Here is a 16032-nt window from a genome sequence, read left to right as displayed (position 1 = left end):
GATCTAGTAGTTTACGTTTATACCGTTGTAAAGCTTGGAGTCTGAGGAGGTAATGATGCTTTCATCAGTCTGGATACCAGATAATATTTCAACATGCTCTCCGTAATGAGCTCCAACTTCTACCCATCTTAGCATGGCTTTTTGTTCTGAGCTCAGCACATATAGGCCTTGTAAACCCCCACGTCTTATCAGAGCAGATTCAGGAACAAAAATTCCCTGATCCAACTTATCTGTTACCAATTGTATTTCACCTTGCTGTCCGGAAAACAACTCAATGTTGTCATTATTTAAAAGTTTGGCTTTTATGATGTATTGTCCACCTGAACTGAGCGACGATGAACTTATTTCTGAAATTTGCGCATCAACTTTTTGATGATCGTTCGAAATTTCAACCTTAGCAAGTTGTCCTTTTCTCAAAGCTAAAATTTCTCGCTCTGAAACTGAAAAGTGAAATTCAAAAGCCTTGTTCGCCTCCATTTGAAGAATAGGCATCTGTGGATTGGCTAAGTCTCCTTCTTGTATATGTTTTGCAGTCACTACGCCATCAAATGGTGATTTTATATCAAAATATTTTAATTCTGACTCAATGCCTCTTAACTGACTTTCGACTGCAGCCTTTTGACTTTGTGCAGACCTGTATTTCAAACGGATGGATTCAAGTTCCTTTTCTGAAACACTGTTTTTTTCTCGCAAATTTTGATAGCGTTCATAGTCTCTTTCAGCATTTTCCAGGCTTGCCTCCACTTCTTCAAGTTGAGCTAAAAGTTGAGTTCGTTTTGAAGTGATATCTACACTATTTAGTTTAACGAGTAATTGATTTTTATTCACTACATCACCAACATCTACAAAAATTCGTTCTACATAGCTTGAACCTCTGGATTGAATGTCAACAGATTTTGAAGACTGAATTTTTCCTTTATGACTCAAGCGCTGAGGCAAAGTAGTAGTCGGGTTTTGAACCTTGACGTTAACGGCTTTTGGTTCAGTATCTTTGCTTTGAGTCTTTTCATCGCAACTGGCTAAGCTTAATGTAAGCAATGAAATAAAGAATATAAGTAATAGTTTAGTTTTCATAAGTAGAGGTATTTGCTAAAAATTGAACGTATAGCTGAGCGTAATTAAATTCGAATATGGATTGGTTATAAGTGAGTCTCATAGCCGATTGCTTTTGTTCTGCCTGAAGTAAATCTGTAGTTCTTTCCAGACCTTCATCAAATCTATCTTTTCTTATTCTGTAAGCTTTCTCAGCTTGTTCCAAGGAGAGTCTATTTCTGTTGAGTTTCTGCTCTGCTTCCCGAAATTGTCGTCTGGCTTTTTCCAATTCCAAATAAGATTGAGAAGTGTACATAGAGGCTTCCAGTTGCGCCTGTTCCAGACCTGCACTTTCTTCCTGCAGTTTTGCAATGTTTTTTCCGCCCTCAAAAATATTCCAGTTCAGTGATGCCCCTACAAGAAAGTTTCTGGATTTGGTCGTAAAAACCTCATCAGCAAACCATTGCACATTTCCAAAAGCGTTGAGCGTTGGGAGAAAAGACAACTTGGAAGCCTTCTGTATTTCAGATTGTGCTTCTGTTTGAAGATTGACCGCTAAGACGTCTTCTCTGGTTTCAATTTGACTATTTTCTTCCAATGCAACCACGTTAAGTTCGAGTTTTGAATCTGGTTTTATAACCGCATTAGAATCCTTGTTCATGAGGAAGAGAAGATAGTCTGAAAGATTTTTGAGCTGGTTAGAGGCAGCGATGTATTCGTTTTCAACTTCGTTTAATCTTACTTCTGCATTCAATACATCTGGCATCACTAGCAATCCTTCTTCATAAAAATTCTGAATGCTTTCAAAATTTTGTCTGGCAATTTTTCTAGTCTGTTCAAGGACTTCAACACCTTTATATGCCAATTGAAGTTGCATATATAATTTTTCTACTTCGACGAGAAGTGCTTTTTCTTCAAATGTATTCTGGTACTCTTGTGCCTCCTTTTGAGCATTTAGCGCCGAACGCTGTGCCCACTTGTCCAAATTGATAAGCGGTTGTTGTATGCTTAAAGCGGTAGTAAAGTTGGAAATGGCACTCGGATTGTTCAGGTTGTCGATCTGAAAATCCTGCTCTGTAAAAATCCCCTGATTCAATAAAGTTCCAAAAGCCTGTACAGGATTATTGGTTCTGTAAAAACTGTGAGAAGCACTTAGCTGAGGTAAAAATGCCGCATTGGTTTGACGGTAGCGCGCCCTTATTTTTTTGAATTTATTTTCGTTTACTTGAAGCGATCTGTTGTCTTGAAGGACTTGGTTCTTCAATTCTCCCAACGTATATTTCACTTCTTCCTGAGCTTGCATAACCCCTAGATTTAAAAGGATAGCTGTGAGAGAAATTAATTTTATAAATGCATTCATTTTTCTTCTGAATTTGATTGTGCAAAATTAGAAAGTAAGATCCATACTGAATGTAACAAATGTTCAATACAGGATATAAGTTAAATTATAAACTTCTTGCGTTCGGGATGGTATTGTCTGATTTGAAGATTATTGAATTAAAACATCAAAATGTTTAAAATTTTTTCTGTAAATAAATTTTATTTTTCACTACTGTCTGTACCTATTTTCAACAAATTCCCAGTTCAATATATTAAAAAAAGCTTCAATATAATCGGACCTTTTATTTTGATAGTTGAGGTAATAGGCGTGTTCCCAGACGTCAATTCCCATTAAGGGAATGCCTTTTTCTTTTGTAAATGACATCAATGGATTGTCCTGATTGGCTGTACCAACAACTGCCAGTCTACCAGTTTCATCTTTGATCAACCACGCCCAGCCTGAGCCAAATATTCTTCCAGCTGTTTTGGAGAATTCATCTACAAAAGTCTCGTAAGAACCAAAATCCCTTTCAATGGCTTCCATCAATTCACCTTCAGGCTTTAGTTTCGGTTTTGGAGAAAGACTCTCAAAAAATAATTTGTGGTTGTAATAACCGCCGCCGTTATTTCGAATCGCAGAAAAATCTGGATCAACCGATTTCAAAATTTCAGTGATCGAACTTTCCTTTAGCTCTGTGTTTTCAATAGCTTTATTGAGCTTATCGGTGTAGCCTTGAAAATGTTTGCCATGATGAATCCTCATAGTGAATTCATCAATATAAGGTTCTAAAGCATCATAAGTGTAAGGCAGATCGGGTAATTTAAATTTACCTCTGCTATTGATAGCACTTCTCGAAAATCTCAGGTGTGGGGCCGTTATGATTCCAGCAGTAACAAGTGCTGTTTGGCTAATAAACTTTCGTCGTTCCATGATATTGGTTTTTTAGAAATTTGATTAAGTATTGAAAAATTAATAAAATCACTAATATTTTTAAATTATGCAGCTAATTAATTTTTAGTAAGTAATAAGTTTAACTAAATATAGTTCATCTTTTCTTTTTAAAATTCATATTGCGTTCTGGATATCTGTGGCTGTTTTGATTTGAAGAATTAAGAATTAGTTGATTATATAATTTTGAAGATTACTGAATTAAAACATCAGTCAATCATATCAACAAAACATCAAACCTTGTAATTAAAAAAATCTGTGGATTAATAACGGGCAGCCTACCTTTGTTAGCAGACAGCCCGTAAAACGACAGAATATTTAAAATGCATACTTCACAAATACAGTGAAGTTTTGTCCAGGATCGGTTAAACGCTCCATTCCACTTAATCCTGCATTAGCCTGATTTCTGAAAGCAAAATTAAGGTGATCATAATACTGCTGATCAAACACATTCAAAACTGCTGCACCCAAATCCAAGCCTGGAAGTAATTCATAGCCCAAACGGAAGTCCACCAATTCGTAGCCTGGTGTCGCCTGGTTTTCACCGAATGAAGTTGCTAGCTCATCTTGCTGAGATACCAATCTTACATCGGTCGCTGCCCAAAATTTGTTTTTATTGTATTGTAAACTCAACCTAGTTCGTAAAGGCGGCGTAAGCGGTAAAGATTCACTTAAGTCTTCATTCCTCGCGTACACATAAGCGGTTTCCGCATCCAACTGAAAGTTGTTGAAGAAGTTGACGCTTAAATTGGCTTCAAAACCTGTTTTGTAAGCATCGTTCAGATTCCTGAATACTTTAGGGTTGATAGGTTCCTGATTAGGCATAAACTTTCTAGTTTTAGTAGGGTCTATGATAGCAACGATATAGTTTTCGAAATGTGAAAAATACACTGAAGCACCCCAATCTAATCTTTTGACGAAGCCATCAAGGTTTTTCTTGCCTGTATAAGCCACTTCAAATTGGTTGTTAACTTCAGCATCCAGATTGGGATTACCGATGTATTCAAATGGATCTTGACCTACCTGAAAATGATTTATAAATCGCTCTATCATATTAGCTGAACGAACCCCGCGACCAAAAGCAAATTCCAACTGATTATCGGCATCCAGCAATTTCTTGAGAGAAAGAGTTCCGCTAAAATTATGCTCGGTTCTGCTACCGAGACCTGGATAGTAAGCTTGAAAATCTGCTTCAGGATCCTGAATATCGGAGTTGACCAAATCATAACGAACACCAGCATTAAGAACTGTAGAAGAATTAAGCCTATATCGGGATTCTGCAAAAAACCCGTAGTCGTTGATGTATGAATCCTGCCAGATTTTATCGGTCAATTCAAGCGGTGGATTGATCGGCATGCCCATCATATTTTGTTTGATTGTTCGATTTCTGGTTCCATCTCTACTGATTAATAGGGCATCGGTTCCTGTGAACAAGGTCCAAAACTCGGCGAGTTTCCATTCCAGTTCAAATCGGCCACCCGCTGTTGTTGCTTCTACTGGTGAAAACGCTTCAGCCGTCGCAAAATTGCTACGTCGGGTGTTGCTCATCAAGTGATCGACATAGGAATAATAAGTTTTAGCTTGAATCTTTTGAAGCGTTTTACCTGGTCTTTTCTTGAAATAATCCAGGGACAACATAGAGGAATCGTCATAATCTGAATCCATGGGTAAGGAAGCGTGAAGTACATCTCTACCGAAGGATTGTCTCCAGTGTAATTGCAAACGCTCCAAACTAGTAAAGTTATAGCCTATTCGCAGGCTGTAATCTATACTTCTAAATGAAGAAGGGATTTCTCGACCAGCACCGTCTTCGTAGTTGCCAAAATCCCGGTAGCCATACATACCTACAACATCAAACTTTTCTTCAGCATACTGAAGACGAACCATATTGACCATAGAATTTCCATTGGTTTCGTACCCAGTTGAAGCACTTCCAGATAAACCATATTTCCCTAGTTCTGGTCGTTTGGAAACCATGTTGATGAGTCCGCCAAATGTAGCGCCGTAGCGCATGGTGTAAGGTCCGCGAACCACTTCTATCTTTGCAATATCTTCTGGCATGACGTGCGTAGTAATAGGATCCATTCTATTGGGACAAGCATTCATCACTTTGGTTCCTCCGTCGTATTGAATGTTCAACTGCTCATATTGTGAAGCTCGGAACGATGGATCGATGGCATAATTCCCCCGTTTGATGAGACCAAATCCATTGATGTCTCTGAAAAGATCAGCTACATTTTTGGGCTGACTTACTCTTTCGGTTAAGTCTGGCGTGGTGATGTTCATCACTGGATCCTGGAAGATTTTCCCTGTGACTAAAACCTCAGCCAACTCTGTGTTTTGAGCTTCCAGGTAAATAACTTCTAGAGTTGAAGCTTTTACTTTCAAAATCTGAGAACTGTAGCCAATGTGACTGATGCGGTAAGTTTTACCGATGTCAAGTTTCAGAATCTTGTTTTCTGTAATGCGGTAATCATTTTTGTTATTTTGATCGATGGCATAAACGCCAGTAAGGGTTTCTTTGGTTTGCGCGTCTTTTACTTTTATGGTCTTTGTTTGTGCAATGAGCATTACAGAACTAGCCACAAAGAATATGGCGCTTAGAATAAATTTCATGTTTAAGCATTTGATGTTTAACTATTATTTTTTAATTAAAATGTGGTGTTAAACAACAACTGAAGGAGGCTTAAAACTGTTTTTTAAATAGTGAAATTTATAAAGTGAATTATAAAAATAGGAATGTTGTTGTTTTGAAATAAGCGCATCTAAAATAAGATCTGTTTCATATTCGGTAGTTGTGAAAAGAAGTTCACTTTCCAGAAAAATGTTAGCGTTTTTGGGAGTGTCTGTTTCTTTTTTATCGAGAACGTCACTTAAAAAACATTTTCCATCACATTCCAGTTCAGGTTGATCTGTATTCTCACAATAGCTTTCAATAAAGTTATCTGTAAAAACCACATAATAGGATAGCCAAAACGCTGACTTAACAGTGAATAGGAGCACAGTAAGACTTAATGCCAGAGCTATATTAAATTTGATGTTTTTCACACTGCAAAAATAAGTAGAACATTTGCTTTGGTTTGTGATTGAAGTCACATTAGCGAATTAATTTTAATTGAAACTGATGTTTATCATCTGTAAACTTCAGAAAAATCAGCATCTTTAACTATCACTAAAAGCGAAACCAATGATTGAAGCTAATTTATTGTTGCAGTATAATGCTGAAATCCTAAATGTTGAGAAGGATACCAGTATTTTCGATTACGGAAGTAAGGCTCAGTTTTATTTTCAAATAAAATCTGGTGAAGTCAAGATGAATAACATCAATCGAGGGGGAAAGGAATTCATACAAGGAATTTTTTACGCTGGCCAAAGTTTTGGAGAGCCTCCTTTATTTGTAGATGTTTCTTATCCAGCTGGTGCTGAAGCGATCACAGATGCAGAAATTTATCGATTACCCAAAAGTGATTTTTTTAATCTGTTACAACAACATCCTGAAGCTCATTTTAAACTATCAGAGGTTTTAGCCTCCCGGCTTTACTACAAAGCAATTATGGCTTCAGAAATTTCATCTCAGGACCCTGAACATCGTATCATCAGGTTGCTGGACTATACCAAAAAATATATTCAAAAGATGGAGACCTATGAGACTTTGCAAGTGGATCTTACGCGTCAACAGATTGCAGACCTTACTGGTTTACGCGTAGAAACGGTAATAAGAGCTTGCAAAGCTCTGGAAAAAATGGGCAAATTGAAAATTAGAAAGGGAAAAATATTTAGGTAAAATCAACCTGACTTAAGTCATAAAGTAAAAGGCTTTCCAAGTTTACCTTTCAGCTTTAATAAGTATTTAAAGTTGATATGGTAAAAGACATCAGTACTCGAGAAGATATTTCATTATTGGTTACTAGATTTTATTCTAAAGTAAGAGCTAATGAAGAAATAGGTTATTTTTTCAATGAAATGATAAAGGACTGGGGTGAACATCTTGAAAAACTGACCGATTTCTGGGAGAGCAATTTATTCTTTAAATCTAAATACAAAGGCAATCCAAAACTAGCTCATGAACGTGTTGATACTCATTTTGATGGAAGTATTGAGCAAAAACACTTCGGAATTTGGCTAAATCTTTGGTTTGAAACCATCGATGATAATTTTGAAGGTGAAAAAGCGGATAGAGCCAAGAATAACGCCAGAAACATGGCTTCGCATTTATTTATAACCATGTATATGGACAGAAACATATGTGCTTCAGATTAGTTTCTTGCTTATTTTTACTTATTTTGAAATATGAACAATACACCAATAAAACGTCATGACGCCTTGAAAAACTTAAGTAGAGAACATCATGATGGGCTTATTTTTGCCTTGCGTTTACAAAAAGGAGTAGCGAAAAAAGCTGAACTTCAAAAAATGGAAAACTATGCTTCCTGGTTTTGGAAACATCACTTGGTTCCGCATTTTGAATTGGAAGAAAAATACTTATTCTCCAAATTTGGTGATGAGCAGCTTCTCGTTCAAAAAGCAAAACAACAACACCGGGAATTGGAATCTTTGTTTGAAATTGAATCTAAATCTTATTCCGATTTCAAAATTATCTACGAATTGTTGCAAAAGCATATTCGTTTGGAAGAGCGGGAATTGTTTATGAAAATCCAAACTGAATTGGAGGCATCAAAATTGGCCGAATTTCAAGCCATACATAAATCTCAAAACAGCTGTGAAAATTGGCCAGATAAATTTTGGAAGTGATTTTTTTATGTTGAAGTTCTTAAGGACTTGATAAGCTTTATTGGATATTCTCTTATTCACCAACAACATCCTGAACCCGTTCAGATTTATCCTGCTTGGTCAACGTTAATCATACGATGCTGTCTTTTTTGGCTATCAAATCGTGAGGCACATTGGCTTCTAAGGCGATAAGGTCTCCTTTTGTCAGATTCTTAATTTCACCATCAACTCCGAAATCTATTTCGCCGTCATGGATTTCTACGACAATTGGAAAAGATGTTTTGTGTTCTTTCATCGTTGTGCCTTTGTGCATGGCAATTCTGATTTCCTTAGTAAAATCAGTTTCGAATAAAACAGTGATAAGTGGTTTTTCGTTATGGAATTCGAGGTGTTGAATTAAAGAGGCAGTTTTCATAGGTTTTATTATTTATAAACAATTAAAATTAAAAAAACTAGTCCTATTCAAATATGACTGAGGTCATGTCACAAAAATTGGACTAAAATTAACTATTGTAATTTTTAATATGCGGGGGAATAAAATCCAAGACCTTACAGATTCAATCAAATATTCACAAAAGGCTTGGGAGCAGTCATTGTATCTGTTTAGGAATCAGTTAATATTTCAAGTCAAACGCAATCCATTTTAAATCTTAGGATATCTTAATCTCCTTTGAATTTTAAAGAGTACATGTTAGATTTTTTCATAAAAAGTCAATAACTTAGTAAATGTCATTAAAGGTTAAGCTCAACTATAAACTATGGAATTTGTTGATTATTATAAAACTTTAGGCCTTACTAAAAAGGCTACTCAGAAGGAGATAAAAGCTGCTTATCGTAAGTTGGCTCGAAAATACCATCCAGACTTAAATCCCAACAATCAGGAAGCGGAAAACACGTTCAAACAAGTAAGCGAGGCGCATGAAGTACTGAGTGATCCTGAGAAAAGAAAAAAGTACGATGAGTTTGGTAAGGACTGGAAACATGCCGATGAATTTAAAGAAGCTCAGCGTCAACAGCAGCAAAGGCAACAGCAACAGACTTACGGCAATGCTGGTGGATATTCCAATCAGCAAGAATTTTCAGGAGATTTTTCAGACTTTTTTGAATCGATGTTTGGTGACCAAGGTAGAAGTAGCCAGGGAAGAACTAGACAAAACAAGTTCAGAGGACAGGATCTGAATGCTCATCTAGAACTCAACTTAAAAGATGTTTATACCACTCAAAAGCAGACCCTTACTGTCAACGGCAAAAAAATCCGACTAACTTTCCCTGCAGGCATTGAAGATGGCCAGGTTATAAAAATTAACGGGCATGGTGCTCCCGGAATCAACGGCGGTCCAAATGGGGATTTATACATAACCGTTTCGATCAATAACAACACAGACTTTAAACGAGATGGAAGTCATTTGTATACCACAGCAGATGTAGATCTTTACACTGCCTTGTTGGGTGGAGAAGTTTTGATAGATACTTTTGATGGTAAAGTCAAATTGAAAATTACACCAGAAACCCAATCCGGCACCAAAGTTAAATTGAAAGGGAAAGGCTTTCCTGTTTATAAAAAAGAGAATGAATTTGGTGATTTAATTGTAACCTACAACGTGAAATTACCAACCAATCTTTCAGAAAAAGAAAAGCAATTGATTAGCGAATTACAAAATATAAGACCTCATGGAAACAAATAAGTTAATACTTGTCGAACACTTCTGTTCGAACTGCGACATCAATTTTTCTTTTATCAACGCTCTAAATGAATATGGTGTGATTGAAATCGTTGTTGTGGATGATAAAAAATACATTTTAAACGAACAGCTAAAAACGCTCGAAAGAGCTATTCAGTTTCATTATGAACTAAATATTAATATTGAAGGTATTGATGTGATCCATAATTTATTACATCAAATTGATGATTTACACGAAGAATTGAGGATGACTAAAAGCAAGTTGAAGGCATATAAAATAGACGAATAAGTCAGAAAAGGTTCATAAGTCAGAAAAAGTTCACTTGGAAGACAAGGGAAATAAATGATAAAACGATTTTTCTAAAAGACTTTTAAGCTCCTAGTATGGATTAACATCTTCAATATTTAAAATTCGCAAGCGCACAATTAAATTAGACATGATTAAAATCAGCTAAGGGTAACCCAAGTAGCAAACCTTTCTATTGGTTTCGCCCTATTTTTGCAAAAAAAGAATTATGGATGTAGAAATTCTCTCTCGTATCCAATTTGCCTTCACTGTCGCTTTTCATTATATCTATCCGCCATTGAGTATTGGTATAGGATTGATTATGGTTGTTTTTGAAAGCATTTACATACGAACGAAAAACAAACAATATGAAGTATTAGCCAAATTCTGGACCAAGCTATTTGCCATCACCTTTGGGATAGGTGTTGTAACAGGAATTGTTATGGAATTTGAATTTGGAACTAACTGGGCCACTTACTCGCGATATGTTGGCGATATTTTCGGTAGTGCCCTTGCCGCCGAAGGTATTTTTGCTTTCGCTCTGGAAAGTAGCGCTTTAGGTATTTTGCTTTTCGGATGGAACAGAGTAAAACCATGGGTGCATTTAGTCGCCACCTGGGCCGTATTTTTAGGCTCTATGTTTTCTGCCGTTTGGATTGTCGTCGCCAATTCCTGGCAACAAACTCCAGCGGGTTATCACATTGTCGGCGAAGGCATGCAGGCCAGAGCGGAGATTGTTGATTTCTGGGCGATGGTGTTCAATCCGTCTTCAGTAGACCGATTAACGCACGTTTGGCTAGGCGCATTTTTGGCAGGAACATTCCTGATTCTTAGAGTTCACGCTTATTATATTTTAAAAGGCCGTTATGTTGAAATTTCTAAAAAGGCTTTCAAAATTACCTTAGTTGTTGCCGCTGTTTGTTCTCTGGCACAACTCGCTACAGGCCATAGTTCAGCTGAAGGGGTATCAGTCAACCAGCCCGCTAAATTAGCCACAATGGAAGGTCATTTTGATGCCGAAGCCCCAGCCGATTTGTATTTACTTGGCTGGGTAGATAAAGAAAATCAGGAAGTAACCGGTTTGAAAATCCCTGGAGGTTTGTCTTTTATGCTGCATCAGGATTTTGAAACTCCGGTAACAGGTCTTAATGCTTTTCCAGAAAGGGACCGGCCTTCGCAAGTTAATGCTGTATTTCAATTTTATCACATTATGGTAGCTATAGGAATGTTTCTTATCGCTATAAGTTTGTTCGCTTTGTTTCAATGGAAGCGGGGCAAATTATTTCAGAAGAAATGGTTGCTTTGGACTTTCGTTTTTACAGCTTTATTGCCACAAATAGCTAATCAATTCGGTTGGTTTACCGCAGAAATGGGAAGACAGCCATGGGTGGTTTATGGTTTATTACGAACCTCAGATGCGCTTTCCAAAAGTGTACAAGCCAATCAAGTACTGTTTTCTTTAATCTTATTCTTTATCGTTTACTTTATACTTTTTCTTCTTTTCATCTACCTTATGAATAAAGGTATCAAAAAGGGTCCATACGATGAACATGATTTTGAGGAAGGCTCATTGAATAAAGAGATAACTGAAGCAATAGCAAACGAAAAAAACTAATTCATATGGAAACGTTTTTAGGTTTAGATTACCCCACCTGGTGGTTTTTGGTAGTAGGAGGTTTATTTTCTGGATATGCTATCTTGGATGGCTTCGACTTTGGAGCAGGCGCCTGGCATATGTTTTTTAGGCAGAATTCGAGTAGGGAAACCGCTTTGAAGGCAATTGACCCTACCTGGCACGGAAATGAAGTCTGGCTGGTGATTGGTGGAGGAACCTTATTTGCAGGGTTTCCTGTATTTTATGGAACGCTTTTTTCTGCGATGTACACACCTTTCATCTTATTTTTATTGTTTATTATTTTTAGAGGGATCTCCATCAAATTCAGAAATATGGAGGATATGCTGTGGTGGCGACGCATGTGGGATTGGGGTTACTCCATTTCCAGCATTATGCTTGCTGTCTTGCTCGGTGTGGTTCTCGGTAATATCTTGAATGGCATGCCGCTGGATCAGAATTACGAATATACGGGCCGAGGCTTTTTTGAGTTTCTCAATCCATTCTCTATCCTTGTTGGCGTCACTAGTTTAGCTCTGTTTATGATGCACGGTGCCATTTATTTACTGTTAAAAACGGAGGGCAAATTATACACAAGAATTCAGCAGTTTTTGAAAATTGGCATTGCCTTTTTTATCATTTCCTATGTAGTAACGACTGTCTATGGATTCTTCAATCTTGAACATTTACTATTAGTTTTTAACGAGAATAAAGTGCTTTATGTAGTTCCATTTTTGGTATTTTTAAGCATAGCTAACGTTCCAAGACTTGCCAGTAAAAAGAAGTACGGTTGGGCATTTATTTTTACAAGTCTTACCATTGCACTATTACTAGTAATTGTAGCTTTTGAATTATACCCTCGTTTATTATTATCCAATTCAGAAATTGAAAACAGTATTACTATCTACAACGCCGCTGCTTCCACTAAAACTCTCAAAATCATGATGGGATTTGTCGCTATTGGTGGACCTTTAGTCATTATGTATAGCTATTTTGTTTACAAAACATTCTGGGGAAAAGTCAAAACAGATGCAGAAGGCTATTAAATAAATGAGTAGGTCTGAGTTACTTTTTTAATGATTAAGTTAAGTTTTAGGAAGGAGCTATTCCCGCTATCTATTTCAAGTCCGTCCCCAAAGCTTTGGGGCGGGCTTTCTATTACTATCGGGGCTAGGCTAGGGTTAAGTTCGATATTAAAAAATACAATTTAAGAAGTAAAGATTTCATAATATCGAATAAAGAATACTGAATAATAAATATGTAAGCTATTTTTTAAATTTCGTCTACCGTCTACCGTCTACCGTCTACCGTCTACCGATTTAAGATTCAGTGACAGAATAAACCAGTTCATTTCTGTATTGAGTGGGGGTGCGACTTGTAAAAGCTTTGAACTTTTTATTGAAATGGCTAAAATTATTAAAACCACTTTCGTAACAAATATCCAGAATACTCACTTGTTTTTCGTGAAGCATTTTAGCTGCATGAGTTAACCGGTAATCATTGACGAATTCTATAAAGGTTTTTCCTGTGATTTTCTTGAAATATCTACAAAATGCAGGTTTTGTCATATTCACCAGTTCTGAAATTTCATCTAAGCTAATGGTTCTTTTGAACTCTTCTCTTACAAAATTGAAAATTAAATTGATGCGTTGGTTGTCCTCTATTCTGGTTTCAAGCATATAGCCCTCTGCATTTAATAAGGTGTAGTTTTTTGCTTCAGACAATTCTTTTAAAATATATATTAGTCCAAGTAATCGCGAAAGTGGAGGTTGTTCGTTAAGATTTTCAATTAATGCCCCAATTCTTCGCTTATCTTCACCATGGAAGACGATTCCATTTTGGGCACGTTGTAATAAATTTTTAACCTGATGAAATTCTGGCAATTCAAAAAAAGTATCTCCGAGGAATGTAGGCAACATCTGTATAACGGTTTCTCTTTGATGTTTTTCCAGCGTATCTGTAAATCCGCAATGCGGAAGATTAGATCCAATTAAAATTAAATTTCCATTTCTGTAAAATGAAGAATGACTTCCCACTAGACGTTTACCCGAACCTTCGTTGATATACACCAACTCAATCTCTGGATGATAATGCCAGAACGTATCATTTTTATTTTGATGATCAACATTGAAATGTTTGTAGGTAAAAGAAGTGCCAAATCCGGCTTCAAGTTTTTCTAATATGGGTTTAGTTTTTTTACTCATGTTTTTGATTAGAAATAAATCAAAATCAATTTACATTTTTTTGAAAAAACGACACCACTAAATGTGCAATATAATTTGAATTGACGACTGCTATGATCAATTAGGGTTAATATAGCACATATATGTGTTTATTTTGAATTTATTCCAGCCGTTTATGCTATATATATTTGTAGTGTATTGTTTAAGGATATTATTTATTAACATAAAAAAGAAAATTATGAACACTATTTTTAAAATAAGCTTATCATTTATATTATTAATTGTGAGTTTTAGTGTAACTGCAGCGAGACAATTTGAAGTAAAGGTAAACTCAGAAAATGTGTTGGAAATTCAGATTACTGGAAATGATGATGATAATAAACTTAGTTTTATTGATGCAGAAGGAAAACTTTTATTTGTAGATACAGAGTTGTCTCAACCTTACCTTAAGAAAATAAGTTTGAAAACACTTCCAAAAGGCACTTATACAATTAGTTTGGAAAACTCAAACCTCATTACATACAAATCAGTGTTGAAAACCAGTAAAGGAATACAAGTTGAAGATTATGGTGTTGTTTTCAAGCCAAAATTTAAGGTGATGAATACCAACAAAAGAAAGGTAAGAGTTTCGTTTACAAATCCAACTAAGGATTTTACTCAAATGAAAATATACGATGCTAAAGGGCATCTTATCATGAACGTTAAAGGTAAAGACTTAGTCTTTAAAAAGACTTTAGATTTTTCTGAGGCGCCAGCAGGAGAGTATTCTGTGGCGATTAATAGCAGAGGAAACAGTTATATGGAAAAACTTTACATTAAATAAATAATTAAGTTTTTTGTATTAATCCCTTGTAAACTTGGTTTGCAAGGGATTTTTTATGCTCTGGCATTATTATTGGTTTTGTTGAAAAAGCTAGCAGATAGACGAATTCGTTTTTGACCCTAAAGCATATAAGTTTTTATACTTATAACGCTTTCGACTATTCACACACAAAAAAACGAAGAATGAAACCAAAAAAGTATTCCAATAAAAATCTGAATCAAAAGAAAACTCTGTTTTTTCAAATTGGTTTAGTAGTAGCACTTAGTATGATATTGATTTTAGTAGAATGGAAAACAGAGGCAAAATTAACATCAGATCACAAAGTTGTTTCTCATGTCATGCTTGAGGAGGAAGAAATACCCGTTGTTAATATTCCAAAACAACAGCCTGAACGAATCCCAGAGCCTAAAATAGATTCTAATGATTTCATCATTGATGAAGAATTACCAGAAAATCAAGAGGTTATTCCGGAAGCAGAGAAAATAGATTCGGATGTGCCATCTTTAGAAATTGATGAATTAGAAAAAATAGAAGATGAGCCGATCACAGAAATAGGCTTTGAGTTTATAGAAGACGTTCCCATTTTCCCAGGCTGTGAACAACACTCAGACAACAAACAGAGAAAATCATGTATGAGTGAGCAAATTAGAAAGTTTATCAACAAGGAGTTTAATTCAGGTTTGGCTTCCGAGTTAGGCTTGCAAGGAATCAACCGCATTTACACATCTTTCAAAATTAAGGCAAATGGTGAAGTTGAATTTTTAAATGCAAGAGCTCCACATCCCAAATTGAAAGAAGAAAGTCAGCGAGTTATAGAAAAACTTCCTCGAATGCAACCAGGGAAACAACGTGGACATCCAGTCGATGTTATCTTTGCTTTGCCTATTACATTCAAAGTTTCTGATTAACCATAAAAAAACCCTCTAAAACTTATATTTAGAGGGTTTTCCATATCAAATAGTTTGATAATATTTTAAATATCGTCGAAGCTTATGTTTGTGAAGGCAGTCGCACTAGTTTTTGCTTCATGCTCTTCGTTTTTTGTAGAGTCATTTGTCTCTATTTCTGATGGCTTCGTAAAATCTTTCTGATGTCTGTCGCTTATTACTTCTTCGCCCTTTTTGTCAATGATGAAATTGGTAGTTTCATCCAGAGCTTCTTTAAAGTTTTCAAAATCTTCTTTGTATAGGTAAATTTTATGCTTTCTGTAAAAGAAAGAGCCGTCTTCATTTGTGAATTTTTTACTTTCTGTAATCGTTAGATAATAATCGTCTGCTTTTGTAGACCTGACATCAAAAAAGTAAGTCCTCCTACCAGCTCTTATCACTTTTGAAAAAATGTCTTCATTCTTCATCGACCCTTGTTCACTCATAATACTTTTGTTAAATAAGATTAATATAACGTTTGTTCAAAA

17 protein-coding genes are annotated in these 16032 nt (G+C 35.9%); 9 read left to right on the top strand and 8 right to left on the bottom strand.

Translation table 11 applies throughout. From position 1 onward, the window contains the following. Positions 1-3 precede the first annotated feature (3 nt). From LB452_RS08420 to LB452_RS08400, 5 genes are all read right to left on the bottom strand, one after another. Positions 4-1074 (bottom strand): efflux RND transporter periplasmic adaptor subunit, encoded by a 1071-nt coding sequence (locus tag LB452_RS08420; protein ID WP_224461295.1) that lies wholly within the window; start codon positions 1072-1074, stop codon positions 4-6. Then, positions 1064-2392, bottom strand: a complete 1329-nt coding sequence (locus LB452_RS08415) for a TolC family protein (protein ID WP_224461294.1) — start codon at positions 2390-2392, stop codon at positions 1064-1066. The genes LB452_RS08420 and LB452_RS08415 overlap by 11 nt, the downstream gene beginning before the upstream one ends. A gap of 189 nt (positions 2393-2581) precedes the next feature. Continuing rightward, complete coding sequence (locus tag LB452_RS08410) at positions 2582-3283, bottom strand: superoxide dismutase (protein ID WP_224461293.1); 702 nt, start codon at positions 3281-3283, stop codon at positions 2582-2584. Positions 3284-3619: 336 nt separating this feature from the next. Next, positions 3620-5917 (bottom strand): TonB-dependent receptor domain-containing protein, encoded by a 2298-nt coding sequence (locus LB452_RS08405; RefSeq protein ID WP_224461292.1) that lies wholly within the window; start codon positions 5915-5917, stop codon positions 3620-3622. Between the two features lie 48 nt (positions 5918-5965). After that, positions 5966-6397 (bottom strand): hypothetical protein, encoded by a 432-nt coding sequence (locus LB452_RS08400; RefSeq protein ID WP_224461291.1) that lies wholly within the window; start codon positions 6395-6397, stop codon positions 5966-5968. A 91-nt stretch (positions 6398-6488) separates the two neighbouring features. Here LB452_RS08400 and LB452_RS08395 point away from each other — a divergent pair, with 91 nt between their 5' ends. From LB452_RS08395 to LB452_RS08385, 3 genes are all read left to right on the top strand, one after another. Further along, positions 6489-7085: a Crp/Fnr family transcriptional regulator gene (locus LB452_RS08395; protein ID WP_224461290.1), complete on the top strand. Its 597-nt coding sequence runs from the start codon at positions 6489-6491 to the stop codon at positions 7083-7085. Positions 7086-7162: 77 nt separating this feature from the next. Then, positions 7163-7561: a group III truncated hemoglobin gene (locus tag LB452_RS08390; RefSeq protein WP_224461289.1), complete on the top strand. Its 399-nt coding sequence runs from the start codon at positions 7163-7165 to the stop codon at positions 7559-7561. A 30-nt stretch (positions 7562-7591) separates the two neighbouring features. Then, on the top strand, positions 7592-8053 hold the full coding sequence (locus LB452_RS08385) for a hemerythrin domain-containing protein (protein WP_224461288.1): 462 nt from the start codon (positions 7592-7594) through the stop codon (positions 8051-8053). A gap of 109 nt (positions 8054-8162) precedes the next feature. Here LB452_RS08385 and LB452_RS08380 read toward each other — a convergent pair whose 3' ends face one another. Continuing rightward, a complete protein-coding gene (locus LB452_RS08380; protein WP_224461287.1) occupies positions 8163-8447 on the bottom strand; it encodes a cupin domain-containing protein in 285 nt (94 codons plus the stop codon). Positions 8448-8790: 343 nt separating this feature from the next. Here LB452_RS08380 and LB452_RS08375 point away from each other — a divergent pair, with 343 nt between their 5' ends. The 4 genes from LB452_RS08375 (at position 8791) to cydB (ending at position 12658) form a co-directional block, all read left to right on the top strand. Next, a complete protein-coding gene (locus LB452_RS08375) occupies positions 8791-9717 on the top strand; it encodes a DnaJ C-terminal domain-containing protein (protein WP_224461286.1) in 927 nt (308 codons plus the stop codon). Next, positions 9704-10003 carry a chaperone modulator CbpM gene (locus tag LB452_RS08370; RefSeq protein ID WP_224461285.1) on the top strand — a complete coding sequence of 100 codons (300 nt, stop codon included), beginning with the start codon at positions 9704-9706 and terminating at the stop codon, positions 10001-10003. Before LB452_RS08375 ends, LB452_RS08370 begins: the two co-directional genes overlap by 14 nt. A 226-nt stretch (positions 10004-10229) precedes the next feature. Then, complete coding sequence (locus LB452_RS08365) at positions 10230-11615, top strand: cytochrome ubiquinol oxidase subunit I (protein WP_224461284.1); 1386 nt, start codon at positions 10230-10232, stop codon at positions 11613-11615. Between the two features lie 5 nt (positions 11616-11620). Further along, complete coding sequence (cydB, locus tag LB452_RS08360) at positions 11621-12658, top strand: cytochrome d ubiquinol oxidase subunit II (RefSeq protein ID WP_224461283.1); 1038 nt, start codon at positions 11621-11623, stop codon at positions 12656-12658. A 273-nt stretch (positions 12659-12931) separates the two neighbouring features. Here the strand turns inward: cydB and LB452_RS08355 are convergent, their stop codons facing one another. After that, positions 12932-13816 carry an AraC family transcriptional regulator gene (locus tag LB452_RS08355; RefSeq protein ID WP_224461282.1) on the bottom strand — a complete coding sequence of 295 codons (885 nt, stop codon included), beginning with the start codon at positions 13814-13816 and terminating at the stop codon, positions 12932-12934. 217 nt (positions 13817-14033) lie between these two features. On the opposite strand from LB452_RS08355, the gene LB452_RS08350 reads away from it, so the two are divergent. Next, on the top strand, positions 14034-14618 hold the full coding sequence (locus LB452_RS08350) for a T9SS type A sorting domain-containing protein (protein ID WP_224461281.1): 585 nt from the start codon (positions 14034-14036) through the stop codon (positions 14616-14618). Between the two features lie 182 nt (positions 14619-14800). Continuing rightward, positions 14801-15526: an energy transducer TonB gene (locus LB452_RS08345; protein WP_224461280.1), complete on the top strand. Its 726-nt coding sequence runs from the start codon at positions 14801-14803 to the stop codon at positions 15524-15526. Between the two features lie 65 nt (positions 15527-15591). Here the strand turns inward: LB452_RS08345 and LB452_RS08340 are convergent, their stop codons facing one another. Continuing rightward, complete coding sequence (locus LB452_RS08340; RefSeq protein ID WP_224461279.1) at positions 15592-15990, bottom strand: PUR family DNA/RNA-binding protein; 399 nt, start codon at positions 15988-15990, stop codon at positions 15592-15594. Positions 15991-16032: the final 42 nt, after the last annotated feature.

Origin of the sequence: Psychroflexus longus, from assembly GCF_020164595.1 — a bacterium.
GTDB classification, from domain to species: domain Bacteria; phylum Bacteroidota; class Bacteroidia; order Flavobacteriales; family Flavobacteriaceae; genus Psychroflexus; species Psychroflexus longus.
The sequence above is the reverse complement of the archived record's forward strand: the minus strand, read 5'-3'. Positions and strand labels throughout refer to the sequence as shown.